This window comes from Sphingomonas paludis, assembly GCF_053502515.1.
In genome coordinates, this window is sequence record NZ_CP187558.1 from 344,462 (window position 1) to 369,695 (window position 25,234).

Below are 25,234 nucleotides of genomic sequence, written 5' to 3' on the forward strand. Positions count from 1 at the left end.
CATCATGCCCGCCGAACGAATCACGACGGATGAGATTTTGAGTCTGATCAGCACCGCCCGCGCCCAGTTCCACGCCGATCTGCGCAGGAAAGTCTATGTGCTCGATCAGAATGGCAAGCCGTCGAACGCCGACAAATCGCAGATCACGAGCACGGCGATCGCGACCGGGCTCGCCGCGTCGCTCGGCGTGATGCCGGGTCAGCCGCTGTCGGCGCAGGGCGCGGGCAATGAGTTCGAGCGGGTAACCGCCGAATTTCTTAGCAATACGTTTCTCAAGCTGACCGGGCTGCGCCCCGGCGAATGGGACATTCACCACGTCAAGTCGCGCAGCGGCGTCTCGATCGCGCAATATGAGCAATATGCGCATATCGGCGACATCAAGAAGGCGGCCGCAAAGGCGCCGGAGATCGAGGTGCTGCTCGGCCAGGATTACAATATCGCGTCCGATGTTGTGATCGCGCGCAAGCCCGAGACCGACGCTGCGATCAATGCGCAGTTTGATCTCGTCGATGATCAGTCGGCGGGCCGTACCGCGATCCGGTGGCGCCCCAAGCTCAAGCCAAGCCTCCACGCCTGCATCTCATGCAAATGGACGATGCGCAGCGATCGGGCGCAGAACGCCCGCTCGGAAGCGCTCAACCTGATCCGCAGCCGCCGCGGCCGCGCGCCGCACATCGTGGTGCTGACGGCCGAGCCGCTGCCGAGCCGTCTTGCCTCGCTGGCTCTGGGGACCGGAGACATTGACTGCGTCTATCATATCGGCCTGCCCGAACTTGAGGCCGCTGCTGCATCGCTTGCGAACGAGAAACCTGCCAATCTGCTCAAACTGATGATCGATCAGGGACGGCTGAAGGATGTGTCCGACCTACCGCTCGATCTGGCGATTTAGAGTTCGTTGGGCTCAGGCTCGCTCGAGCGATTAGGGAACAGTTGGGTCAGCTTTGCGCGCAGCGCCGTAGGCTTGCGCACATCGCACTCCCATAGGACGGCGACCCGCCAGCCGAGCGCGGTCAGCGCGGCGGTCTGTTCGCGGTCGCGCGCAATCGTGCGGTCGAACTTCGCTTCCCAAAATTCCTTTCGCTGTGCGGGCATCGTCGCCCGCCGGCATCCCTCGTGGCGATGCCAAAAACAGCCGTGGACGAAGATGACGGTCCGACGGCCCGGCAAAAGGATGTCGGGACGGCCCGGAAGATCCTTGCGGTGCAGCCTGAAGCGCAGCCCCATGGCGTGAAGCGCGCGGCGGACGATCAGTTCGGGATCGGTATCCTTCCCTTTGACGCGGCGCATGTTCTCGCTGCGCTCAAACGGAGACAGGCGGTCGGCCACGTCATGCGCCCAGATCGAGACGGCCCGCGTGAACCTGGTCGTGATGGACGTTGCACAAGGTGATGAGGTTCTCGACGCTGTTGTCACCCTTGTCGGCGTGCGCGGTCAGGTGATGCAGTTCCAGGAATTTGCGGGGATCATCCGGCCGGAGCTGGTCGCGGGTCCAACCGCACACTCGGCAGGCAAAATTGTCGCGGATCAGCACTTCGACGCGGACGTCGTCGGGAATGCGACGGTCATGTTCGGGCGCCTGCTTATCCTCGTCAAGCACATAGGTGCCGACCGGCAGATCGGTGCGCCCCTGCATCCGCGTGAAGATCGGCCAGCCGTCCTCGGTGCGCAGCTCGCGCATACGGCGTGCCCATTCGCTTTTGTCGCCCGCGAGATAGCGCAGTTCTTCGATCGAAACCGGGGCACCGACGTTAGCGCGCATGTATTCAAGCAGCCGCGATTTGACGCCGAGGCCCTTGCGCTTGCGGATCGTGTTGAGGACGTTCCACCGGTGCGCGGCTTCGCGGTCCTGCTCACCGCTCACCAGGACATATTGATCGGGTTTGAGCGATCGCGGATCGGCGCCCAACTCGTCAGCCAGCGCCGCCGCCATTTCCGGTTCGTCGTCGGCCATATCCTTGAATGTCACGCCGCTGCAGATCGACCAGCCGAACTGGACGCGCAGCTCGCGCAGTCGCCTCGCCCATTCGCCGATCCCGGCCACAACGAGGAGTTCTTCGCCCTCGATCACTTCGAGCGGATAGCGCTGAAAATAGACAAGGATGCGGTCGCGCGCAGAGGATGCGAGTTCCGGCGGGATCAGGCCTTTTCCCAATCCGCGCAGCGATTGGAACACCGGTGTTAGGCTGCGCACCTGATCGCGCAGATCGTCCTCATCTAGCTTAGTCAGGAAATTGTCGAGCAGCGCCTTGATGCGTTCGACGGCGTCTGCGGGATGCTGCGCAACCGCGCGTCGCGCCATGTCAGGCGCTTTTCGCCATGGGTGCGAGCATGTCTGCGACCAGCCGAGCGATCGCGCCCGCCAAGGGCGGCGGTACGGCGTTGCCGATCTGGCGCGCGACTTCGACCTTGGTGCCCTTGAACTTGAAATCGTCGGGAAAACCCATCAGTCGCGCAGCCTCGCGGTGCGTGATCGGCCGATGCTGATCCGGATGGAGATAGCGTCCTTTCTCCGGCTTGTAGAATTCGGTGCGGATGGTGACTGACGGCCGGTCCCACCACAACCGTCCAAAGAGATCTGTTCCACCCGAGGTCTTTCTGATCCAGCAGTCCGGGGTAATCTCCGGTGCATTGCGCTGCAGGTCAAAACGATTTCCGCCGGGCGGCACCGCTCGGTAGCGCGCCAGACTCTTATCGGTCGGCGTGCGCTTGATGTGGAGGTCCAGCGGCGCCGGACCTTCAATCTCAAGGCGCTCGGGCTTAGGCAGATCAGCGATCGCGTCGCGCACCGTTCGCCACGGAGGTAGGTTAGTGCCACCGCTCTTTTCGGCATGCGTCTTGAGCGGCGGGAATTCAGGCTGCCATAGCCCGGCCTTCCACCCAATGACGATGGTGCGACGGCGGGTCTGCGGCGCCCCGAAATCTGCGGCGTTCAGGATCGCAGCCTCGGTCTTGAAACCGTCGCGAGCCGCGCGTGCTCGAATGTCATCAAGTTCGGGCGACCGATACAACTCGGCGACATTCTCCATGATGAACACGCGAGCACCTGATCGCACTGCAACATCGAGAAACGGTTCCCACAACGCGCGCCGCGCATCGCCGTCACGCTTCTTGTTCAGCAGACTAAACCCTTGGCACGGCGGACCGCCGATCACGACATCAGCTTGCGGCACTACTGCATCTTTCAGCCACGTTTCGATATTGCCGCACACCGCATCGCCGCCGAAATTCTCTTTGTGGGTCGCGATCGCAGCTGGATCGTTATCGATCGCGAGGACACTTTCAAAACCACCGCAAAAGCGCGCATCGGCAAAGCCGAGAGACATTCCTCCGGCGCCCGAGAAAAGATCGATCAGCTTCCAGGTCATAGCGCTTCTTGTCATGTTAACGCGAAAATTGCACGCGGTTATGGCTTGAACATTTAGTGAACACAATGCGAATTTACGTCTTGGACAAACGGCTGGCTAGTAACGCTCTGGAAGGCGGCGAGTGCGGCCGTAACATCGGACGCAGCCAGCGACTGCGCGCCGCCTGTAAAGGCATCGTGCGACAGGTCCGCATCGGCGGACGATGAAAATGAGCACCCACGTCACCTATCTTGACCCAACCCAATGCGGACCCCCATGTGCTTCCCTGTCCTCCTTGCTGCATTTGTCGCCGGCGCGTGGGCGTCGCCCGAGCTGAACGAACCGGGTGGCCTCGCGGCCAAGCACCGTCTCGAACGTGTCGCGATGGGCAAGGTGTTGACCTGCCGCGCCGGCCGGTGCAGCTATGATCGCGTGCTGGCGACTTGCACGCTGGGCGGACGTCCGCTTGGCTCAGCCCTGCGTGCTGCGGGCGGTGTGGAGGGTGGCCGAGGACGGCGGCGGTGAACGCAATGCTGGACCTGTTTGACGCGCCGGTCGTCGCCGGTCTCTCGATCCGCGGCTAGCTCGTCTTGGCAGCTGAAGAAGGCGCGCCGATCAAGCAGCAACTGGCCGACGGTGAGCGGTCGGTCTCAGGATATCGTCGGCCCCGATCGCCCGCGTCCGAACTGCCAGCTGATACCGTCCGCCCGCACGATGCCAGAGGCCGTTTTCCCGATGTTCCGCTCCAGGACATCACGCCACGGCACCAACGTAAAATCCCGCGACCGCTCGACCAGCGCATGAGGACCGCTTTCCAGGTCCATTCGCCGGGCAATGACGCCCTCGATCCGCTCGCCCAACTTGGCTAGGTCGAAGCGCTTGCCCAGCTCCTTGCGAAGGCGCTCGCCGACGTCCTCCAGCTCGCCCAGCCGAAGACTCTCCAGCGCCCCGCGCCGCAGCCGGAATGCCTGCCCTTCGCCATCCGCCAGCTGCTGCTCGACCAGCCACTGTCGCCGCGCGGCCAACGCCGCTCGAACCTCATGCCCGAACCCCGTATCCCGCACCGCGCCCGACGGGCCTGACGCCAACTCGCGATCGAGCCAGGTCGGCGCCTCCAGCCCGACGAGATCGCCGACGGGTCGTGGCGACAGGATGGCGAGCGCGATTGGGCGGTCGCGTTGCTGGCGCTGGGCGAACGCTTCGGAGCGCGCCAGATGATCGGCCGTTATGGTCCAGCCGCCATCGGGCTGGCGCTCCGGCCCGATGCCCGCGCGGCGCATCGCCTCCAGCCGGCGGACATGGCTTTCGGCATAGGCCTGGCTCGCCTGAGCATCATGGCGGAGATGCAGGTCGACCGAGTAGCGCCCGCCATTGGCGCGAGCCACCGCGTCGACGGTGCGATCGGCAGTCGTTGCCTCGGCCCTGGTCGGCTCGATCCGAATCGTCGCGCCCTCGGGCACCGACTGGGTCGCATCGCCGCGTCCGATATCGACATAATGGACTCGCCCATCGACGCCATCGATCATCATGTAGTGGCGGTCTCCATGCTCGTCGGAAAAGCCCCGGCTGATGAGACGTCCAACAAGGGGCTCGCGCAGCTCGGTGGCGACCACCTGCTCGACCCCGGAGCGATCGAGCCGGCGGGCGGTCAGTTCGCGCTGAATGAGGCGGATGATGTCACCGCGCTCGCCCATACGGCGCAGCGTGTCTTCTAGACCCTCAGCCAGCCGATAGCGCCCACCGCCGATATCCTCGGCCAGGTCCATCGCTTTCAGTTTGCGCAGGCGACCAGAGGCGACCGATTGCTGGAATGGATCGTTGTCGGTCGCCGCGACGGTACGGTCAGCATCCATTCGTCGAAGCAGCCGCCGGTCGATGGCGGTCAGTCGCTCCTGGTCGACATCGTGGCGGAACCGCGCCTCGATCTCGTGGTCGGTGCGGGGCCCCAAGTCGAGCGTGACCAGTTCGGACGCACGCTCGCGAAGGCCGTGCGAGATATATTCACGCGCGATGATGAGGTTCTCGCCGGACTCGTCGACCCCGCGCAGGACGATATGGGTGTGCGGGCGTTCGGTGTTGAAATGGTCGACCGCGACCCAGTCGAGCTTCGTGCCAAGATCCTGCTCGACCTGCGTCATCAGCCGCCGGACATAGGGCTTGAGGTCGGGATATTCGGCGCCGTCCTCAGCCGACACCATGAAGCGGAACTGGTGCCGGTCCCCGGCGGTGCGCTTCAGGAAATCGTCGCCATCGGCGCGATCGGCTTCGGGACCGTACAGCTCGCCCGGCAGACCTTCGCGCGTCACCCCGTCGCGCTGGATGTAGCGCATGTGCGCGCGGGCGACCTGGCCGGCCTTGCCCTGCAGGCGGATCAGGCTGGCTTTGACCACCGCCCGCCGCGCACGGATTCCGGTGAAACGGTCGCGGCTGGACAGCAGCCGCCCGACGCTCGCGCCGCGACCGATCCGGCTGCCGTCGAAGCGGCGCGCCTTCACGCCGGTCTTGGTGCCTGCAAGCCGCGCCGCGGCGAGGATGCGCCCGCCATATTTGGTGGCGCGCTTGCCGTCCTTGCTCCGGCTCCTGCCCAGCTTCGGCTTGAAGTCGTCGTCAGGCACCGAACTGCTCCCGAGTCTCGCAATTTCGGGGCGGAAATGGCGAATTTTCGCCATTCCTTGTGAAGCAGTCTCGCAGCCGCAGGCTGCTGTCTCCCGGAAAAAGGATGTGCAGACAATCACTTAGGAAGTGTCGCGAGACACTGCCTTTATCTTGTTTCCCCTGTTTCCCTTCATCCCCACCCTTCCGGCTCAAAAAAGGGGGAGAGACGAGCGCCTTCCGACGCCGCCTCTCCCCGTGGGTATGCGCCCGATCAGTGCGCATGGAGCATTGCATCCCGCGCCCGAATCAGCGACCGGAATGTCCGGCATCCCATCATCCCTTGGGCCTGGCCATCGCCATCCACGAGCATGGTGGCACAGAACCACTTGCCATCGAGCCGCCCGCAAATCGCGATCCGGTCCAATTCGAATTCCTCGCCCTCGGGGGTTTCGTAGGTGCCGATCCAGCGCTCCTCGACCCTCGCATCCCAGCGAAAATCCGCTTCCTCAGTCGCCAGGAACCGATGCGCCAGTGCCTCTCCGGCACCGCGCCCGAACTCCAGTTCCAGCCCAGCGATCAATGCGTTCATCACGCGATCCGACGCCGTTCCGATGCTCTGAACCATGCTCATGATGACCTCCAACGCTTCTGTTCTCACCATCGAGAACGGCGTTTGAAGAACGGGTGGCGGAGCGGCTGTCAGGGCCGCGGAGCGAAGCGCAGCGCCGCGAAGCGGGCGTGGGGGGAACCGATTTTCGAAGAAAATTGGGGGGCACCTGCGGGCCTTGAGAGCCGCTCCGCCACCCGTCATGCTGGGCCTGTCGAGACGAGCTTCCTTCCTCTCGGTCATGCACGACATTGCGATCAGTCCCCTCTCGAAAGCATGACGAACAGTGACGACGTGGAAGGGGATTCGGCGTCCACCGAACCGACTGCCTGCAAGTCCCTGCGCACGGCAAAGATCGATTGCGGCGTGGCAGGCCGCGCTGGTGCAGGCACCGGACCGGGTGCGGCAGGCGCGACGCTGGCAAGGTAAGCGACCGTCTCGGACGGCAGCCTGGCCCGCCCTGCTAGATAGTCCGCATAGCGCTTGGGCCCGGCATTATAGGCCGCAAATAGCCCGGGATAACCGAACCGATCATACATCAGGCGCAGGTAGAGCGTGCCGGCAAGGATATTGTCGCGCGGGTCGTCGGGGTCGGTGCCGAGGTTGAGCCGGGCGCGCATGTCCGCCCAGGTTCCGGGCATCAGTTGCATCAAGCCCATCGCGCCCGCCGAAGAGCGGATCGGGCGGCCATTCAGCTGCGTCCTGCCCCGGCTTTCGGCCTGCATGACCCGCTCGATCCATGTCGCCGGCACGCCGAACCGGGCGGAGGCCTCGGCGATATAGGGCCGCCAGTCGGCGACCGTTTCGGCGTCTGCCGGGGCGGCGATTGCGAGACTGGCGGTGGCCAGCACGACCCTCACCGTGCCCATAGCAGCCGCGCCTTGCCGATGATGTCGCTGCCCTCGGTCACCCCGAGATAGCGCCCATCGAACGATGCGGGCGCGTCCATCAGCAGGAAGCGCTGATCCCCGCGCAGCCGGACGCAGCCGGTCCAACTCGGCAACGGCCGACCTGCACCGTCGACCCTCAAGCGCTCCGCGACCGGGCGTCCGTTGACCCGAATTTGCTGCCCCAGTGCGCACACCTCGTCGCCGGCCGAGGCCGCGACGCGCTTCACCAGGGGCACGTTCAGCGGCAGGTAGCGACGGGTCGCGGCAAGCTGCCGATGGAGGTGGGGCACGCGCGCGATCACCATGTCACCGGGAGCGGTGGGTGCGCCTGGAGACACCGCGTAGAGGCCGATCGGCGCGCTGGCCGAGGCGTTCCAGACGAGGCGGGGCGTGGGCGGGAGTGCTGCCGTTCCGAGAAGGATCATGCTGCCGATGGCCACCGCCACGGCCCGCCGCGCGAGGGTCCTGCGCCGCAGCTTGGCGGCGCGGAGCGCATCGCCCCAGGCGAGCAGCGGGGCGTCGGCCAAGCCACTCCGGCGGCGGCTCATCGGATGGTCGCCCGGCCGCCGGTGTCGCGGCTCCAGTCGTCGAGATCGTCGATATGATATTGGACATAGCGGCTGTGCCGCCGGAACACCGGGCCCTTGCCGTCGCGGCGCATGCGCTTCAGGAGGCGCGGCGAGAGCTTCAGGTAGAAGGCCGCCTGCTCGGTATTGAGGAAGGGCGAGCCGCGCCGGGCTCGGTTGGCGCGGGCGATCATGTCGTCGGTGTCCATCGGTCGGGCATCCCTGATGATGCGGACCGCACGATCGCGGCCCGTGCCCCGGCATGCCCGGCCAATCACCCGGCCGGGCGTGTCGATCTTGGCGATGCGATTTTCGACACCCTTTGGTGGCGTAAGGCCCCGCGCCTTGCGGCGCGGGGCGGCGGGGTCAGCGCGACCAGATGAGCTTGTATTCGCCGCCTTCGCCCTGGGTCAGCGTCGCATAGATGGGCGCGGGGAAGGACGGGTCGTCGAGCTTGAGGCTCATATATTCGGTGCCGGTGTCTCGCGCCGCCTTGGTCCAGCCCGCGCCGAACTCGACGGTGCCCGCGTTCACCCGGTGGTCGGGCGCCTTGTCATGCTCGCGCTCGGCGGGCCGGATCGTCGCCTTGACCTTGAGGGTCAGGGTCCGGATTTCACCGGTATAGGTGCCGTTCTCGTCGCGGGTGAAGCTGCCAATCTGTGCCATGTTACGTCTCCTCGATCAGGGTCTCGAGCCCGCCCCTTGCGGCCTCGATGGCGGTCGAACAGGCGCTGGACGGCCAACGCGCACCCGCGCCCGGGCACCGGGCGCATGGGGCCGAAGCGGCAGCGGAGGACGGCAATGAGCCGGGCTTCTTGTCTCGCGAGGAAGCCCGCAGGGCGGGGAAGAAGCCCGGCGAAGCCGTTGCGCGGGCAAGGCCGGACAGCGCCAGACCCGCCATGAATGAGAGGCGGAAGGGCGCGGGTTCCGGCGCTGGTCGGGGGAGGTTATGGCAGACTGTGCAGCGCCCGCGACGGGGTCGATGGTCCATCCGATTGCTGCCATCCCGTCTGAGGATCTGAGGTCGGGAGCTGGCCAACGACCCATGCTTCGGCATGACGGAACCCAGTAGGATTGACGCAGGCGGCGTCTAGCCGGGCGTGTCGGCCAGCGCCTGGGGCGCGTGGTCCGACGCGGTTATGCAGCGGAAAGCGGGCGGGCCGTGGCCCGCCCGCCCCATCGATCAGGCTGCCCTGGCAAGCGGCGGCTCGACCGTGTCCGTCGCCATGACCGCCTCGCGCGCTGCGGCAGCGCGGGCATGGGCAGCGAGGGTACCGACCCCGCCCCGGTCGGTATAGGCGGACGGCGGGAACGCCATCCAGCGCGGCACCCAGCGCTCGACCCTGGGCCTGCCGTCCGCGCCCGCTAGGTGATCGGCGACGATCCGGCGCTTGGTCCTGGCCTTCTCGTCGCGATTGGCAGCGGCAACGGTCTCGCCCGCCACCTCGGCCAGCACCGCGCCAAGCAACTGGCCGTCGCGGACAAGGTCGAGCAGCGCGGCATCGGCCTGCCACCAATCGGCCATGTCGAGGCCGATCTCGAGGCCGACCGCATCGACAGCGGCGCTCCCGACCGCGAGCGTCTCGCCCATCACGATGGCCGCCACCTCCATGACCGCCGGGTCGGGCAGCTGGAGCAACCGGGCGAACAGCCCGACAAGGGCGTAGTCGTCGCCATTGCCGCCCGCGACGGTCGGCTCCTCCGGGTCCAGGCCCAGCATCGCGAGCACCGCGCGGCGGCGCTCGTCGAACACCGCTTCCCCGCGCGAGGTCTCGAGGCTTTCGCGGATGGCATCGTTGCGGGTCGCCTGCGGCTCGGGCCCCACCGACCAGAGCGGCGAGCCGGTGATGGCATGGGCAAGCATCAACCGCATCGCCATGCCGGGATGCGCAAGCAGGCCAGCGCGGACGGCGGCATGGCGGTGCAGGTCGACATAGGCCTGCATCGGCCCGGTCAGTTCTGGGCGCTGCGCGACCGGCGCGGCCCCCACCTCGCCGCTGGCGGCGCGGCGCGCCTCCTTGCGGGTGAGGTAGCCTTCATGGACGATGGTCTCGCCATTGGGCCGGACATCGATATAGACCCGCCCGCCCTTGCGCTTGGCCGCGCGTTCATATTCCCAGATGTTGAACGGCTCGGTGGGCGGCACGATGACGACATCGCTCCATCCTTGCTCGACCAGCGCCTCCCGCCTCGCCGCGATGGCGGCATTCTGGGCGGCCCAGAAGGCGTCGGGGTCCGCGAAATAGCGGTCCTCGCCGAACAGGTCGGCCAGGATCGTCCCGCGATAGCCCGCCACGTCGAACAGGGCATGGCGCACCGGGATGGACTGGCCGCCGGTCAGCCATGCCTTCAACTGATGGCCATGGGGCACATGCGCGTCGGGATCGTCGAACAGCGCCAGCCATGCGCGCTGCTGGGACTTGCTGGCGAGCGTGAGGTGGCGGACGGTGGTGCGGTCGATCCGCTCGGCACCATAGAGGCTGCGGATTCGCGGCAGCAAATTGCCGAGCGCCAGCACCCGGGCGATAGTCAGCACCGGCAGGCCAAAGGTCTCGGCGATGGCCTCGGGGGTCTGGCCCTGCTTCACCAGACGGACGAAGGTTTCCCACTGCGTCACCTCGTCGGCATCGAGCCGCGCGAGGTTCTCGATCATCGAGGCCTCGATGGCGGCGGCATCGTCGATCTCGGCGAGGATGCGGCAGGGCAGGGGCTCGGTCTCGCCGGTTTCCTGCGCGACGATGCGCGCGGCGTGGAACCGCCGCGCGCCCGCGACGATCTCGAACCGGCCTTCCTCAGCGCAAGGCCGCACCAGCAGGGTCTGGATGATGCCGCGCTTGCGGACGGTCGGCATGATGTCGCTGACATCGGGGGCCTTGCGGCCATGGCGCATATTGGTGCGGCTGATGCACAGCCGGTCGAGATCGATAAAGGCAAGGGTCATGGTCGTTGCTCCGTCTTGAAGGCCGGGCAGCCGGGTCTGAATGACAGGGCTGGTCCGGCTCGGGATTGGCGGCGAGACGCGCCGCCCGCGTCATTCGCCGCCGGTCAGGGCGGGGAATTCCGGTCGGCCAGCGCCAACTGGCGCTCGGCGAAGAGGATCGCGCCGGTGCGGCGCGCCATGCGCGCCCAGGCGGACAGGGGGTGCCGGGTCTCGAAGCCGAGGTCGCGCTCGATGCCGAGGCCATAGGGCAGCCGGAGGCGGGCAAGCTCGCTTAGGCTGAACGAGCCGAGCTCGGGGCAGCCAAAGCCGAGATCGGCCAGCCCGAACAGGGTATCGCCGTCCTCGGCCAGTTCGGTCGCCAGCCAGGTCGCTGCCCCGAGCGGGTTGAACAGCTTGACGACCGGGCACGGGTCGGGCTCGGCCCCGCCAGCGCGAAGCGCGGCATGGCGGGCCTCGGCATTGGCGCGGAGCACTGCGCGCAATTCGGGGGTCAGGAGGATCATGCCGCGATCCTTTCCGCCGGTGCCGGGTCGAGCCGGTCAGCGCCCGCCTCGCGGTGGCGGGCAAGCAGCCAGTCGGCGGCCTTGCTGGCGGCGCTCGCTGCCTTGAAGATGGCGCGGCTGTCCTCGCGCAGCACCTCGAGCCATGCGCCGATATAGTCGGCATGGCGAACGGTCGGCACGATGCCGAGGGCGGCGCACAGGAACGCCGATCCCATTTCCGCGACCAGTTCCTCGCGGGCATAGTCCTTGCTGCCAAAGGCGTTGGCGAGCGAGCGATTGAGCCGGGTGGGATGCCCGGTCGCATGGGTCAGTTCGTGGAGGCAGGTGCGGTAATAGTTGATCTGGTCGTAGAAGGCGGGCTGGGGCGGCACCTGCACCCGGTCGAGCGCGGGCATGTAGAAGGCCTTGTCGCCGCCGACCTGGAAAGCGACGCCCGAGGCGGCGATCACGGCCTCGGCGACCGGCACGATCTCGCGCTCGGGCAGCGGGGCCGGATCGCTGGCAAGGCCTTCGCGCAAGCCCTCGCACTGGGCGACGTTGAACACCGTGAACCGCTTCAGGAACGCGATTTGCCGGGGGTCGTCGCCCTCGCGGGCGGAACGGTCCCGCTCGGCCTCGGGGATGAAGCGGTCGGCATAGACAACGGTCTGCCCCTGCTCGCCCTTGCGGACCGAGCCGCCCGCCGCCAGGGCCTGGCGAAAGGTGAGCCAGCATTGCGAGGGGTAACCCTTCTCGATCACTGCGCCCCACAGGATCAGGACATTGACGCCGGAATAGGCCCGGCCGGTGAGCGCATTGCGCGGCAGGCCCGGGCCGGTGGTGCCCTTGGTGCCCCATGGCTGAACCCAGGGCAGGCGGCCCGCCTCGAGTTCGGCAATGATGCGGTGGGTGACCTCGTCATAGAGGCTGGCGCGCGGCAGCGCGGCGCCATCCCCCGGCTTGCCCCGATCCTGGCGCTTGGTCCTTGCTGGCATGACGGCTCCTTTCGTCCCGCCCGCAAAAAGCCCCATGGCCTTCCCGCATGAGGCGGGGGTGGGCGGCAGGGAGCGACCGGAAGGCCCGGCTGGAGCGGCCGGCGCACCGCCAGGGCGCAAGGGACTGGAGCACCCCGAAGGGGTTGCGCCGGCCGTGCCGGGCCTAGAGGGACGCGGCCGCCCACGCCCGCCGATCCGGGAAGGCCCGATCGACAACGCCGGCGCGCAGCGGCGTCCATCCATCCGCCCGGCAGGGCATCGCGCTTGTCGCGGTCATGCCCGACCCTTTGCCTCGTTTCAGTCGAACAGTGCGCGATGGCCGCCCGTGGCCATTGCCTTCGCCAACGCGATCAGCCTGCGACAGTTGGACTTGAGCGCTTCGCTTGCCCAATCGGCTTGCACGCGATCTTCGCCAAACAGCAGGATGCCGATGTCGCGGATGCTCGCCCCGAGCGCTCGCGCATCATGGACCTGCAACGCCTGGACCTGGCGGCGATGCTGCTGCCGCGTAAGCCGAACCGATGTCGAGGGTATCGGGATGCAATTCGTCCCCAGCAACCGGCCGAGCGGACCAGCAATGGGTGCCGCTGTGCGAAGCGCGGCAGGATCGAGCACCAGCCGGACCGGTCCACCCAGAAGTGTCCCTGTCACGAGATCCATCCGGATCGTGCCGGCATCATCGTCGAGGCGGACATGCTCGGCATCCGGGCCGCGCGAGATCGCCGCCCGGCCAGGCCATGCAGCAAGGTCGAAGCCGAGCCCGATGCTTGCGCTCATCGGCAGCGCGGCAAGCGGCAGGACAGTCGAATCGAGTTCTGAGGACCAGAGGATGGACGCGTCCTGCCAACCCAGACAAGGATCGGGCAGGGTCAGGCAGCCAAGCGCCTCGATGAGATTGAGAGGTGCGGTCGGCAGGTCGGTGACCGGCTGTGCTAGTCCAAGCCATCGCGATGCCTCGGCGCGATAGGCGGGATTGCGCCGGAGCCACTCCCAGGCAAGGTCAGCGGGGCCGGCGTCTGCGAGCGCCAGGGGATCGGCAGCGGCGCAACCACCCGCCCCCTCCCCGCACGAGCGGCGGGGGGGGGCGTCAGGCAGTGGCCGCCACATCGCTGGTCAAGCTGCGCCGGGCGGATATGGTCGCGCTTGCCCAATACGCCTCGCATGCTTGCCATGGGACAGCGTCGGCCATTGCCATGATGATCGCGGGGCGAGGGCGACTGGATCCCACCATTATGGCGGCATGGCGGTTGCCGGGGGCAGCCGGCAGGGACGAAAGCCGGGGGTAGCGATCTTCGTCTCTACGGACTTGTCGCTGTCAGCTTCTCCGGGTTCAGGGCAAGCGGCTGCTCCCCAGCATGAGGCTTCGATAGCCGCCGTCTGCGAGGACGCGCGCGGCCCTGGTCAGGCGGCGGATCCGGGCGTGCAGCGCGCTGCCCGGGTGCCAGTCCCGCCGGATCCGCGCCTCGCCGTGGAGCGCGATGGCGATGTCGCGCTGGCTTGCGCCTCTTGCGAGGCCGTCACTGACCCTGAGGCAGAGGAGCCAGCGCGCTATTCGCGGCTCGGTCGGGAACAGTCGGCTGGTGAACCGGCCATGGCGGTACAGGCCAAGCAGACGGCGCAGCGTGAGCAGCCGGCGCTCGGCGTCGACAATTCCGGATAACCGGTAGTGTAGCCGAACCCGATCGGTGCCGCGCAGCGATCCATGGTCCACATCGAGCCGGATGCGGCGCCAGCCATCGCTCAGCACGACGTGTTCCTTGCTCGGTCCTCGTCCGACCAATGTCAGCCATGGGGCGAGGCGGCCGAGATGCACCCCGTCGGGGTCATCCGGCTGGGCCTCGATGACGCCCACCGGCAACGTCGACGGGTCGAGCGCCGCGTGCCAGACGATGCGTGCTCGAGGGACCGGGATGACCGGGTCTTCGGCGAAAATGAAGCCCCCATTGGGCGAGGCCCGGCAGGTCGGTGCTGCGATGGTCCATGGCCTTGCTTGCGCAGCTGTACCACGCGACATAGCCGGGATCGCGGCGCAGCCATTCCCACATCAACCCCGCCCGGTCGATGCGCGCGAGCCGGGCATAGGGCCCGGGGTCGCGCCAGTCGGGCCGGTCAGCCATCGTACGCAAAGCCGCCGCACACCGCTGCATGGCCGCTGTTTGGGAACCGGGCGAGCCTATGATAGCCTTCGGGTTTCGACAAAGGCGCGGCAGGTCGGCGTGAGGAACCGGCAGGGCGCGCGCAGCGACGGGAAAGGCCGGTCGCAGGGGCACCGGTGGCTTGAAGCACCGCCTGCGGTCTCGGGGATGCGCGATGCGCACGATGGACGCGGCGCACGAGCTGATGGGCATGATCGAGTCCGTCGGCGACGCGGCCGAATTGGCCGAGGCGATGGACGCAGTCGCGACAGCGCTGGGCTTCGACTATTTTGCGCTTGCGCATCATATCGACCTGCGCGCCGCCAATGCCGAGGCGATCCGGCTTCACAATTATCCAGCGGGCTGGGCCGAGCATTACGAGCGCCATGCTCTGGCGATCTCCGACCCGGTCCATCGCGCAAGCCATGTGACGAGCATCGGCTTTGCCTGGTCGCGGATACCGATGATGATCCCGCTGACGGCGAACGATCTTAAGACGCTGGCCATGGGCAGCGAGCAGGGCATCGCCGATGGGTTTACCGTCCCGGCACATGTCCCGGGCGAGGCGCGGGGTTCGTGTTCGTTCGCTATTCGCGCAGGACGGGGCCTCCCGCGAGATGTGCTGCCGCTCGCCCAGCTTGCCGGCGCCTTCGCCTTCGAAGCCGCGCGGCGATTGTCCATTGCGCGAGGCGAGATGCTGCCCGGTGCACCGGCGCTGACCGACCGCCAGAGGGACTGCGTGGTCTGGATCGGACGCGGCAAGAGTAACTGGGAGATCAGCCGGATACTCGGCGTGAGCGAGGAGACGGTGGTCACTCATGTCAAGCAGGCCTGCGATCGCTATGCAGTAAGCAAGCGGACATTGCTGGTCATCCGTGCCTTGTTCGACGGAACGATCAGCTTCAACGACGTGCTACGGCGGGGCCATCCCCCTTTCTGGGGATAGCGGGGAGGACCCGCGCCGATCGATCACGGCGGCATCCGAGGAGGGAACCACCATGATCCGACTGATCCAGCCAACCGACCCAGATGCCGACCATGACGTGCTTCGCGCGATGTTCGCAGCCCGCAAGCAGGTATTTGTCGACCTGCTCAAGTGGGATGTGCCGGTGCTCGCCGGCACCTATGAGGTCGACCAGTTCGACACGCCAGGCGCGCGATATCTTGTCATCGCCGACGACCAGGGCGGGCACCTCGCCTCGGCCCGGCTCTTGCCGACGACGGCGCCGCATCTGCTCGGCGACCGCTTTCCGGACCTGTGCGAGGACGCGGTTCCGACGGGCCAGTCGATCTTCGAGATCACCCGCTTCTGCCTTGATCGCTCGCTCACATCCCGGGAGCGGCGCGCCCTGCGGGACGCCTTGGTCGTCGCCCTGGTCGACCATGCTACGGCCAATGCCATTACCCGCTATACCGCGATCGCCGGCATCGCGTGGTTCCAGCAGATCCTCGCCTTTGGCTGGCGGTGCCGTCCGCTCGGGCTTCCGAAGATCGTCAATGGCGAGATGCTAGTGGCGCTGGAGATCGCGATCGAGGCGGACACCCGCGCCCGGCTTGCCGCTGCCGGCATCACCGCAGCCGATCAGGCAAAGGTCGCGGCATGAGCGCGCTGCATCCAACCCATCGCCCTGAAGCCGATCCGGAACTGTGGCGCATGCGCCTGCTCGACCAAGGCTATTGCATCATTCCCGACCTCGTGCCGGGTGGTGTGATCGAACGGCTGGATGCCGACCTTGCCGACCCCTTTGCGCGCACGCCCTTCGGCAAGGGCGGCTTTTACGGGGAGACGACCAAAAGGTTCGGGCGACTGCTGGCAAGGTCGCCCGAGGCGGAGACGCTGGTCATGCATCCGCTCGTCCTGGCGATCGTCGAGCCACTGCTCACGCGGTGGTGCGACTGCATCCAGCTCAACGTCGCCCAGGCGATTGCCGTCCATCCCGGTGCGCCACAGCAGATGCCGCATCGCGATCGCGACATGTGGTGCGCCGAGCCGGGCGAAGCCGAGCTGCTCGTCAATGTGATCTGGCCGCTGACCCCGTTTACGCCCGATAATGGTGCGACCCTGGTCTGGCCGGGCAGCCATGGCATGCAGGCAGGCACCCCCAATCCGAGGGGCCGGCCGCTCGCGGCTGCCATGTCGCCGGGTGACGCGCTGTTGTTCCTCGGCTCGACGCTGCACGGCGCGGGCGCCAACCGGACGGACGCGGTGCGCCGCGGCGTTGTCATCGGCTATTCGGCAGGCTGGCTGAAACCCTATGAGAATCCGTGGCTCGCCTATCCGCCGGCAATCGCATCGCGGTTCAGCCCCGATCTCGCGGCGCTGGTCGGCTATCGCCAGCATCGCCCCAATCTTGGCAATTTCGAGGGCCAATGCCCCTCAATACTGCTTGGCGGCGAACCCGATGCGCCGCTGGGCGCGATCGATACGCTGCGTCCGGACCAGGCGGAACTGGTCGCTGCCTTTATGCGTGAGGCGCAGCAGTGAATGGCGGCCCGACCGCCGAGCGGGTGCTCGATGGGCTGCGGCGGATGATCCTCGAGCGGGACCTGCGGCCAGGCATGCGGCTTGATCCGGCGGCGCTGTCCGAACGGCTCCTGTCCAGCGCCACGCCGGTTCGCGAAGCCCTGTGTGTCCTGCTGGGCGAGCGGCTGGTCGAGGTGCGGCCGGGCGGCGGCTTTCATGTCCCTATTCCCGATGCCCCGGGCATTGCTGACCTCTATGGCTGGTGCGGCGAGGTTGCTGCCATGGCCTTGCGCGCGGCCGTGCCGCTGCGGCCACTTGCCCAGCCCGATCCGGTGCTGTCGCATGCCGACCGCATGGCGCGGATACTCGGCGCCCTTGCCGACGCGTCGCCCAATGCGGAGCATGGGCTTGCGATGCGAGGCATCATTGCCCGGCTGCATGCCGCCCGGCTGGTCGAGCCGATCTGCATCCCGGACATGGACGGCGAGCAGCATGCGCTCGAGGCAGCGCTGGAGAGGGGGGATGCAGCAAGCCTGCGCGCCGGGCTTGCGCGCTATCATCGCCGCCGCCAGCGCGCTGCCCCCGCCATCGCCAGGGCGTTGCTCCGCGAGTAATCGATAATCGACATATCGAACCCGTATAAAGTTCGAATACCCAGCCCTCGGACCCATGCTCCCAAGGTCGCAGGAGTTCTGCGACGCTTAGCGAAGGAGCATAGCATGGAACGCCAGCATGACAGCCTGATCGATCTCGGCGCGGCCAGTGTCGAGACCCAGGGCGCACCCGGCCAGCGGACCGAGTTCGGCGTGATCGCCGAGCAGCTCGGCCTCGACGTCGAGTAAGCGGCAGGGCGGGTGCCCGCACGGTACCCGCCCTGTTCGACGCCATGGCGCTTCATTACCGCCTTCGCGGCGGCCTCGGCCATGCCGCTTTCGAGGACCGCACTATCCTGCTCGATGTCGAGGCGGACCGCTACTGGCAGCTGCCGGGCACCGCGGCGTTGCTGCTCGCCAAGGCAGCGAATGGAGACCCTTTTTGCGGAACAGAGGCCGGCCTCAGCCAGCTGCTGGAGCTTGGCTTCCTCGTTCGCGGACAGCCGGGCGATCTTTGCCAACCTTATGCAAGCCTGGCTTCGATCCCTGCGCCGCTGGCGGATTTGCTGGACGATGAACGCCCACAGGACCGGCCCAGCCTTGTCCGTGCAACGCAAATCGCCTGGTCGGCGATCGCGGTCAGGGCCGAGCTGCGCGCAACCCCGCTGCATCGCCTGCTGGCCCGCATTGCGCGGACCCAGCGTCGCGGGCGCGCCGGATCGGAGAGCGAGCTGGCGTCACTTGCATGGCACTATACCGCCCTATGCCGATTGCTGCCGGTCCGTCCGCGCTGCCTGCCGGATTCACTCGCCCTGTTGCGCCTTGCGCGCCGTCAAGGCCATGACCCCCGCCTTGTCTTCGGCGTCCAGCCCGCACCTTTCGCGGCGCATTGCTGGCTGCAAAGCGGACCGCTTGTGCTGACCGATCGCATTGGCCATGTGCGGCGCTTCACGCCGCTGCTTGCCCTGTGACCATTCCCCGCTTCCTGATCCTTGCGGGCGGGGATGCGACACTACGCGACGCGCTGGCCCGGCGCCTTGCGGCGAAGCTTGGTTTGGTGCGGTGCTGGCAATCAGGGTTTGCCCTGCTGCTGACGCGTCCCGAGACGCCGTGCTCGACCGTGCCCGACGGCATGATCATCGGCCGTTGCATCGGCGATCCGGGACGAGCATCGCTCGATGACCTGGTCGGGCGATGCTGGGGAAACTATGTTGCCGTCACCAGCCAAGGCGATGAAGTAACGATCCTTCGCGCACCGATGGGGTGCCTGCCAGTCTATTGGACCCAAGCGAACGGCATGGCGCTGATCGCCGCCCGGGCCGGAGACCTGCTCGAGGCGAGCGGGATCCGCCCATCGATCGACTGGCACGCCATGGCGGAGCATCTTGCCTTCCCGCACCTGCGCGGCACCGCGACCGGATTGTCGGGGATCAGCGAATTGGTGCCGGGCGAGCGTCTGCACGTGACCCCTGCGGCAACCCATCGCACGCTGGCCTGGTCGCCATGGCGTTTCACGGCGCCGGAAATGGCGATACCCGACCCGGCCATTGCGGCAGCGCTGGTCCGCGATACCGCCATCCGGGCGACGGCGGGACTGGCTGGCGCGCATGCCCGTCCGCTGCTCGAGCTGTCGGGCGGGCTGGACTCCTCGATCCTGGCGGCGTGCCTCACGCGGTCGAATATGCAGGCCTTTGCCATCAACCTGGTGACGAGCAATGGCGAGGGTGACGAGCGCGTCCATGCCGGGCGTGTCGCTGGGCACTGCGGCCTGTCGCTGGCGTTGCGCGATGTTTCCGATGCGGTGGACCTGACTATGGTGGATCGGGAGGGACTGGCACGCCCGGGCCTGCCGATGCTGATCCGCCCGGCGGATGCCCTGTTGTCCGAAGCTGCCGGCAGCCTGGGCGCCGACGCCTTTGTCAGCGGCACTGGCGGCGACAGCGTGCTCTGCTCTCCCGCTTCGGCTGCACCCGCCGCCGACAGGCTTCGGCGCGAAGGCGTGGGCACCGGATTTGCCCGCACCGTCATTGAGATCGCCCGGCTGCGCAACGCCTCGGCATGGCGTGTCACTGCGCTCGCCATCCGCCAGGCGCTGCGGCCGCCCTTGCATCGGTACTGGCCGCAGGTGCCGGGGTTCATGGCTCCTGATGCTATCCCGGCGCAACCCGCCGCCCATCCCTGGTTTTCGGAGCCCGACGGCTTGTTGCCGGGGCGTCGGAGCCATGTCCGCTCCATCCTCGCGGCGATGGCGCATCTCGACGGCTATCCACGGCAGCGCCATCGACCGTCGCTGTTCCCGCTGATGAGCCAGCCCGTGGTGGAAGCATGTCTCAGGGTGCCGAGTTGGCTGCAGGTCGCGAATGGCCGCAACCGGGCGGTCGCGCGCGAGGCGTTCCGCAGCCTGCTGCCGGCCGGCCATGTCGACCGGGGTGCCAAGGGCGGTCTGGACCGTTTCGCCATGCACGCGATCCTCGCCAACCAGGCAGGCTTGCGCGCGTTCCTGCTCGACGGCGCGCTGGCGGCTGGGGGCCTTGTCGACCGCCCCCGGCTCGAGGCCTATCTCTGCGGCGGCGCCTTGCCTGCGGACGAGCGCATGTTCCTGCTGCTCCCCCTGATCGATGCCGAGGCCTGGGCGAGAGGCTGGCTGTCGACGAGGAATTGAGTACAGCTGGTGGAAGGCGCCGATGCCCAGCGGCACCAGCGGCGATACTGCGCTGCCTTGGCCGGGTTGTCGTCGACGCTGCCTGCCAGCCAGAAGCGGAACCAGTCGAGGTTGCGCTGGTTGGCGGCGAGGCGATGCCGGGGCTGCCATTTGATATGCGCTTCATCGGCAAAGGCCCAGAGCTCGGCCGGGGTTCCCGCCCGTTGCAGCCGGGCGAGCAGCTCGATATTGGGTCGATATTCCTGCTCGGGCAGCTGCATCAGGAACGGCGTCCGGATACGGTCGGTATTATAGGCTGGCGAGAGCTGCCGCCAGGCCGGGTCGGCCGGAGACGGCTCGCCAAGGCCCCATTCGCTGAGCAGCATGGCGGGCACATCGCGGCCCTCGACCGCGTTCTGCCAATAATAGGTCGGCGTCGGCATGACATTGGCGATGGACAGCGCAGCAAGCCGGTCCGGCGAATGGATGGCAATCCAAGCGGCGACCTCGCCGCCAAAGCTGACTCCGCCCATGCCAACGCGGCTCGGATCGATCGCGCCTTCCCTGGCCAGCCGGTCGATGATCGCCTCGATCCCCGACGCGGCGATCGCATAAGCCTCGCGATTGGCGGCCTCTCCATCCTGGGCCGGGTATCGGTTGATGCACAGGGCCGCGATGCCATGCTCCGCCAGCTGGCGCAGCGGAAATTCATCGCCCAGACCGCCCCGGATAAAGCCTGGGCAGGAATAATAGGTAATGAACAGGGGCGCAGGCCTGGCGGGACCGAGCGGTCGGAGCAGCTGGCCGGTAAAGCGCCGTGCTTGCCGGTCCTGCCACTCGACCGGCTCGAACCGCAGGGTGATCCGCTCGGCGATCCCGGCATTGGGCCCGGCGAGGGTCCGCATGCGACCATCGGCAAGATCGATCGCCACCAGACGGGGCGGGTGATTGGCATTGGCGGCGACACAGATGGCTGCAGCGGCTGTGACGGCACAGCCCTGGCTTCGGTCGCGCCCACCATTGAGCGTGTCGATGGTCTCGGCGATCCGAGTGACCCGGCCCAGCCCGATGTCCCAGCGGAGCAGGATCGTGCCGCCAGTCTCGAGGCTGTCGGCGAGCAGCAAAGCGTTTGATCCGGGGATCCAGGCGGCATGGAGGATGCGGCGCCCCTGGCAGGCCGGGTCCGGGCAGGCGATGGCGCGGCCGCGTCGGGCAAGGACGGGCTCGACGACGCCATTCCGGTAGAGGAGGTGGACGACGCCGCGGGGATCGCCGAAATCGACACTCCGCATGATCTCGCGCCCCTTCACGCCGTCGGGCAGCGGGGCGGGTGGGGGAGAAGCCGTGCCGGCATGAATGCTGAAATCGCGAAGATCGAGCCGCTTCGCCACGGGTGGCTGGTCGCCGAGCAGGCCGGCGCTGCCGAACCATCGGCCATGCAGGCGCTCCGATGCACGGCGGCCATCGATCAGGCCGCCGCGCAGCAGGGGCCTTGAGGGGTCGATGGTCGCATCGATCCGCACGCCTTTGTCACGGGCGGCGGCTTCCGCGCGCTCGATCGCCGCGCGGTCGGGCTTGACCCGGAACCGGGCGAACGCGCCATCGAGTTGAAGCAGATCTGCGACATCGCCCGGCTCGCTCGTCACGCGCTCCGCCCGCTCCCCATCGACCGAGGCGCGCCAGAGCTGGGTCTCGCCATCGATGGTCGCCCGGTAGAGGATCCAGCGGGAATCGGTCGACCAGAGTGGCGGCTCGGTCAGCAGCGTGCCGTTGAGCCAGCCCCCGTCGCCCGCGCCGCCGATGCGCCGGGGCGGCAGGCTCCCATCGACCGGGACCACGAACCAGTCGAGCGCATGGCCATTGCGCTCGATCGATCCGCTTTCCTGCCGATAGACGACATGCTTTCCATCAGGCGATGCGGCGATGCTGGAGAGATCGGCAAGCTCGATGGTTTCGCGAAGCGTTGGACCGGCCGTGGCGGTCGTGCCTGCCGCAAGGGCAAGCAGCAACGGCAACACCCGCCTCACCAGCGCTTCACCAGCTGAAGAGCGACGAGCCGTCCGATCGGGCTGGCTTGTTCGGGATCGAAGGCGGAGGCGGAGAAGGGTGTGCGATTGTTCACATAGGGCGGGTCCTTGTCGAGCAGGTTGGTGGCGGCGAGCGACAGGCGAAGCCCCTGCAGGATGCCCCTGCTGGCCCTGAAGTCATGCCAGAATTGAAGGTCGATCGTCGTCCAGCCCTCAACGCGTTCGACCGGCGTGACCCCATTGTTGAGATAGCCGCCGACATGATTGACGAAAGCGGCCGCACCGAGAATGCCCAGCTCGCCGCTCATGCGCCCACGCAATCGCAGGTCGCCGGCATTGCCGATGGTGCCGACGACGTCGGCCGAGGGCGCGCTTTCGGTCAGCTGCTGGCGGATGCGGAACAGATAGGCGCCGCCGATCCCAAGTTCGAACCGGCGACCCGGACGACCGGTCGCATAGCCGATATCGAAGTCGAGGCCATTGACCCGGGTACTGGCGAGGTTGGCATTGCGGGCATCGACGATGGCGGCGATCGCGCCGGGAGCGATCCCGAACGGATTGAAGAAGAAGGGGTCGGCATAAAGCGCGGCGATCTCGGTGCTCGAAGGGGCATCGCGGATCAGTGTCTCGAACCGGCTGCGCTGGGCGAGCATCAGCTGGAAATCGACGGCAGGGTTGTAGATGCGGTTAGTGTAGCGAATGTCGAAATAGGTCGCGCTGAGCGTCAGGCCCGGCACCGGCTTCGGGGCGGCGGTCGCGCCAAGGGTCAGGGTCCGGGCGGTCTCGGGGCCGATATCGGGATCATTGCCGAACAAGGCGATGACGGCGGTCGTGCCGGTCGGCGAGGCCGGGTCGGCAAGCCGGAAGGGTACGACCTGATTGAGCCCCGGTCCGGTCCGGACATCCAGGAAGCTCGGCGCGCGGAACGAGGTGCCCAGCGATCCGCGAAGGCTGAGGCCATCGAGCGGCTCGTAGTTGATGCCGAGCCTCGGATTGGTGGTTGTCCCAAAGTCGCTATAGTCCTCGATGCGCGCGGCGAGCGACACGTCGAGCCGGCGAAGCCCGGCCATGCCCTGGTCCGGGCCGGCGAGCGGGATGAGCAGCTCTCCATAGCCGGCGAGTACCGAGCGCGCGAGCGGAAAGCCGGCGGTCCCGCCATCGACCGGACCAGCGGTAAACTGATCCTGGATTGACCTCGAGGTGCTCCGTTCGCGTCGATATTCGCCGCCAATGGCGATGCGGATGTCCCCTGCAGGCAGCGACGCGAGCGGGCCGTCCGCCTTGGCGGTCACCGACCAGATCGTCGATGTAGAGTTCTGACGATTGCTGCCGCGCACTCGGTCGATTGTCGCCTGCGGGGTGAAGCTGCCATCGCCGAACACATTGAACGCGGTTGCCGGATCGGGATCGGCGAGCGCAGCGGCAAGCCGGACCTGGTTGACGACATTGCGCGTGAGCAGCTGCTCGCGCTGCTCGCCATAAGAGCCGCCAAGCTCGAGCTGCCAGCGGCCCGGGCTGAAGCGAAGCGCGGCGCTGCCATCCAGGTTCTCGACCGAGGAGGTGAGCCGGTAGGGGCCAAGATCGCGCCGGAAGTCGTAGCGAACGCTGATCGGCCGGTTCGTGCCGATGGGATCGACATAGAAGGGGTTGGCAGGCGTCACCGTGACGGCGGTCAGCCCGGGCAGATAGCGGGTGTCGGAATACCGATCCGCATAGACACCCCGCGCCGTAAATTCGAGGTCCGGCGCCAGCGACTGGCGCAAGGTGACCGAACCGGCATGCCGGCGGGTCAGCGGCAACAGGTCCCCGCCCGCGCGTCCGTCAGTCCGGTTCGCGACGCCGGCAACAAGGTCGCCCGGCTCGAGCGACCGTCCATCCTGGCCGGCGGGAATGGCGAAGAGGCGGCCATCGGCCGCGACGATGGTCGCGGGATTGCCGAAGGTCTGGCGGTAGTCCGGGCCGCCAAACGGACGAAGATCCTCGGTCGCGAACGGACGATCATCGGCGCGCAGCCTGCCCCGTTCATAATATTCATAGGCGCCGGTCAGCTGGCCGCTGGACCAGCCGAAGCCAAGGAGTTGGCTTGCCTGAAGCTCGTCGAACCCGTCGGCCATGCCATAGCGCAGCTGCGTCTCCGCGCCCTTGAAGCGGTTCCGCAGCCGGACATTGACGACGCCGGCAACCGCATCCGACCCGTAGATGGCCGAGGCCCCGTCGGGCAGCACCTCGATCCGCTCGATCGCGCTGGCGGGGATGAGGCTCAGGTCCACAAAGGTCCCGCCGCCGCCAAGCGCGCTGCGATTGCCCTCGACCAGGACCAGGGTCGAGGTAACGCCGAGACCGCGAAGGTTCACGGCGCTCCCATAGCCGATGTTGATGCTGGCGTTGTTGCGCACGGAATAGCCGGGCGTGGCCTCGGAGGCACCGCCCCCGAAATTCTGGGGCAAGGCGGCAAGGACGTCCTGGGTGGTCGCACGCCCGCTCTGGTCGATGGCCTCGCGGTCGATCGTCACGACATTGGCGCCGACCGGGCCGCTGCCGCGAATGCGCGTGCCGGTGACGACGATCTCGCCATCCGCCCCGGTGTCGACACGGTCCGGTGCCGGGCCCGGGCGTGTGCGTCGAATGATGAAGCCATCGCCCATGCGCTCGGCGCGAAGGCCGCTGCCCGTAAGGACCGTGGCGAGCGCAGCGGCAACATCGAAGCGGCCCTTGAGCGCAGGTGCGGTCCTGCCTTCGACCAGTTCCGAGGCGACCATCACATTGCGGCCCGACAGGCGGCCGATTTCGCCCAGCATCGTGCCGAGCGGCTGCGCCGGCAGGTCATAGTCGCGGGCCGACTGCGCCATCGCCGGCATCGCCATGACGAGGTACAGGCCGCTCGCCCCCAGGATCATTGAATGCTTCATCTCGAACCTCCCCGCGCGGCGGGCATGCCGCGTCTCGGGAGGGCC

The 25,234-nt window shown here is 67.5% G+C and carries 25 protein-coding genes; 8 read left to right on the plus strand and 17 right to left on the minus strand.

The annotated features are described in order from the left end of the window. Positions 1 to 4: 4 nt before the first annotated feature. Complete coding sequence (locus ACPVPU_RS01560; protein ID WP_448659166.1) at positions 5 to 889, plus strand: NgoMIV family type II restriction endonuclease; 885 nt, start codon at positions 5 to 7, stop codon at positions 887 to 889. Here the strand turns inward: ACPVPU_RS01560 and ACPVPU_RS01565 are convergent. From ACPVPU_RS01565 to ACPVPU_RS01635, 15 genes are all read right to left on the minus strand, one after another. After that, the gene (locus ACPVPU_RS01565; RefSeq protein WP_448659167.1) at positions 886 to 1,326 is read right to left on the minus strand and encodes a very short patch repair endonuclease; all 441 of its coding nucleotides are present in this window, start codon (positions 1,324 to 1,326) and stop codon (positions 886 to 888) included. The two genes, ACPVPU_RS01560 and ACPVPU_RS01565, sit on opposite strands and share 4 nt — an antisense overlap. A gap of 1 nt (position 1,327) precedes the next feature. After that, positions 1,328 to 2,299 (minus strand): HNH endonuclease, encoded by a 972-nt coding sequence (locus ACPVPU_RS01570; protein WP_448659168.1) that lies wholly within the window; start codon positions 2,297 to 2,299, stop codon positions 1,328 to 1,330. 1 nt (position 2,300) lies between these two features. Continuing rightward, positions 2,301 to 3,365, minus strand: a complete 1,065-nt coding sequence (locus ACPVPU_RS01575; protein ID WP_448659169.1) for a DNA cytosine methyltransferase — start codon at positions 3,363 to 3,365, stop codon at positions 2,301 to 2,303. Positions 3,366 to 3,994: 629 nt separating this feature from the next. After that, complete coding sequence (rlxS, locus tag ACPVPU_RS01580; protein ID WP_448659171.1) at positions 3,995 to 6,013, minus strand: relaxase/mobilization nuclease RlxS; 2,019 nt, start codon at positions 6,011 to 6,013, stop codon at positions 3,995 to 3,997. Positions 6,014 to 6,210: 197 nt separating this feature from the next. Continuing rightward, complete coding sequence (locus tag ACPVPU_RS01585; protein WP_448659172.1) at positions 6,211 to 6,570, minus strand: hypothetical protein; 360 nt, start codon at positions 6,568 to 6,570, stop codon at positions 6,211 to 6,213. Between the two features lie 233 nt (positions 6,571 to 6,803). Then, complete coding sequence (locus ACPVPU_RS01590; protein ID WP_448659173.1) at positions 6,804 to 7,415, minus strand: lytic transglycosylase domain-containing protein; 612 nt, start codon at positions 7,413 to 7,415, stop codon at positions 6,804 to 6,806. Then, positions 7,403 to 7,984, minus strand: coding sequence for a S26 family signal peptidase (locus tag ACPVPU_RS01595; RefSeq protein WP_448659174.1), 582 nt, complete (start codon positions 7,982 to 7,984; stop codon positions 7,403 to 7,405). Before ACPVPU_RS01595 ends, ACPVPU_RS01590 begins: the two co-directional genes overlap by 13 nt. Beyond that, positions 7,981 to 8,211, minus strand: coding sequence for a helix-turn-helix domain-containing protein (locus tag ACPVPU_RS01600; RefSeq protein WP_448659176.1), 231 nt, complete (start codon positions 8,209 to 8,211; stop codon positions 7,981 to 7,983). Before ACPVPU_RS01600 ends, ACPVPU_RS01595 begins: the two co-directional genes overlap by 4 nt. 157 nt (positions 8,212 to 8,368) lie before the next feature. Then, on the minus strand, positions 8,369 to 8,668 hold the full coding sequence (locus ACPVPU_RS01605; protein WP_448659177.1) for a DUF736 domain-containing protein: 300 nt from the start codon (positions 8,666 to 8,668) through the stop codon (positions 8,369 to 8,371). Between the two features lie 517 nt (positions 8,669 to 9,185). Next, a complete protein-coding gene (locus ACPVPU_RS01610; protein ID WP_448659178.1) occupies positions 9,186 to 10,943 on the minus strand; it encodes a ParB/RepB/Spo0J family partition protein in 1,758 nt (585 codons plus the stop codon). 104 nt (positions 10,944 to 11,047) lie between these two features. Further along, the gene (locus tag ACPVPU_RS01615) at positions 11,048 to 11,446 is read right to left on the minus strand and encodes a DUF2958 domain-containing protein (protein ID WP_448659179.1); all 399 of its coding nucleotides are present in this window, start codon (positions 11,444 to 11,446) and stop codon (positions 11,048 to 11,050) included. Further along, the gene (locus ACPVPU_RS01620; RefSeq protein WP_448659180.1) at positions 11,443 to 12,420 is read right to left on the minus strand and encodes an ArdC family protein; all 978 of its coding nucleotides are present in this window, start codon (positions 12,418 to 12,420) and stop codon (positions 11,443 to 11,445) included. Before ACPVPU_RS01620 ends, ACPVPU_RS01615 begins: the two co-directional genes overlap by 4 nt. Positions 12,421 to 12,717: 297 nt before the next feature. Further along, positions 12,718 to 13,527, minus strand: coding sequence for a DNA -binding domain-containing protein (locus tag ACPVPU_RS01625; protein ID WP_448659181.1), 810 nt, complete (start codon positions 13,525 to 13,527; stop codon positions 12,718 to 12,720). A gap of 223 nt (positions 13,528 to 13,750) precedes the next feature. Continuing rightward, positions 13,751 to 14,272 carry a DNA -binding domain-containing protein gene (locus tag ACPVPU_RS01630; protein ID WP_448660574.1) on the minus strand — a complete coding sequence of 174 codons (522 nt, stop codon included), beginning with the start codon at positions 14,270 to 14,272 and terminating at the stop codon, positions 13,751 to 13,753. Further along, positions 14,244 to 14,768, minus strand: coding sequence for a transcriptional regulator domain-containing protein (locus tag ACPVPU_RS01635; protein WP_448659182.1), 525 nt, complete (start codon positions 14,766 to 14,768; stop codon positions 14,244 to 14,246). The genes ACPVPU_RS01630 and ACPVPU_RS01635 overlap by 29 nt, the downstream gene beginning before the upstream one ends. Between ACPVPU_RS01635 and ACPVPU_RS01640 the strand changes: the two genes are divergently transcribed. The 7 genes from ACPVPU_RS01640 to ACPVPU_RS01670 all read left to right on the plus strand — a co-directional run bounded on the left by ACPVPU_RS01640 (position 14,731) and on the right by ACPVPU_RS01670 (position 20,274). Then, the gene (locus tag ACPVPU_RS01640; protein WP_448659183.1) at positions 14,731 to 15,501 is read left to right on the plus strand and encodes a LuxR family transcriptional regulator; all 771 of its coding nucleotides are present in this window, start codon (positions 14,731 to 14,733) and stop codon (positions 15,499 to 15,501) included. The two genes, ACPVPU_RS01635 and ACPVPU_RS01640, sit on opposite strands and share 38 nt — an antisense overlap. Positions 15,502 to 15,553: 52 nt before the next feature. Beyond that, positions 15,554 to 16,159, plus strand: a complete 606-nt coding sequence (locus ACPVPU_RS01645) for an acyl-homoserine-lactone synthase (protein ID WP_448659184.1) — start codon at positions 15,554 to 15,556, stop codon at positions 16,157 to 16,159. Further along, a complete protein-coding gene (locus ACPVPU_RS01650; protein WP_448659185.1) occupies positions 16,156 to 17,040 on the plus strand; it encodes a phytanoyl-CoA dioxygenase family protein in 885 nt (294 codons plus the stop codon). Before ACPVPU_RS01645 ends, ACPVPU_RS01650 begins: the two co-directional genes overlap by 4 nt. Then, on the plus strand, positions 17,037 to 17,633 hold the full coding sequence (locus tag ACPVPU_RS01655; protein ID WP_448659186.1) for a GntR family transcriptional regulator: 597 nt from the start codon (positions 17,037 to 17,039) through the stop codon (positions 17,631 to 17,633). Before ACPVPU_RS01650 ends, ACPVPU_RS01655 begins: the two co-directional genes overlap by 4 nt. Positions 17,634 to 17,738: 105 nt before the next feature. Next, positions 17,739 to 17,861: a benenodin family lasso peptide gene (locus ACPVPU_RS01660; protein WP_448659187.1), complete on the plus strand. Its 123-nt coding sequence runs from the start codon at positions 17,739 to 17,741 to the stop codon at positions 17,859 to 17,861. A gap of 44 nt (positions 17,862 to 17,905) precedes the next feature. Further along, on the plus strand, positions 17,906 to 18,583 hold the full coding sequence (locus tag ACPVPU_RS01665; protein ID WP_448659188.1) for a lasso peptide biosynthesis B2 protein: 678 nt from the start codon (positions 17,906 to 17,908) through the stop codon (positions 18,581 to 18,583). Then, positions 18,580 to 20,274, plus strand: a complete 1,695-nt coding sequence (locus ACPVPU_RS01670) for an asparagine synthase-related protein (RefSeq protein WP_448659189.1) — start codon at positions 18,580 to 18,582, stop codon at positions 20,272 to 20,274. The genes ACPVPU_RS01665 and ACPVPU_RS01670 overlap by 4 nt, the downstream gene beginning before the upstream one ends. Here the strand turns inward: ACPVPU_RS01670 and ACPVPU_RS01675 are convergent. Together ACPVPU_RS01675 and ACPVPU_RS01680 are read right to left on the minus strand one after the other, a co-directional pair. Next, positions 20,169 to 22,280 carry an Atxe2 family lasso peptide isopeptidase gene (locus tag ACPVPU_RS01675; protein WP_448659190.1) on the minus strand — a complete coding sequence of 704 codons (2,112 nt, stop codon included), beginning with the start codon at positions 22,278 to 22,280 and terminating at the stop codon, positions 20,169 to 20,171. The two genes, ACPVPU_RS01670 and ACPVPU_RS01675, sit on opposite strands and share 106 nt — an antisense overlap. Beyond that, positions 22,277 to 25,189: a TonB-dependent receptor domain-containing protein gene (locus ACPVPU_RS01680; RefSeq protein WP_448659192.1), complete on the minus strand. Its 2,913-nt coding sequence runs from the start codon at positions 25,187 to 25,189 to the stop codon at positions 22,277 to 22,279. The genes ACPVPU_RS01675 and ACPVPU_RS01680 overlap by 4 nt, the downstream gene beginning before the upstream one ends. Positions 25,190 to 25,234 lie beyond the last annotated feature (45 nt).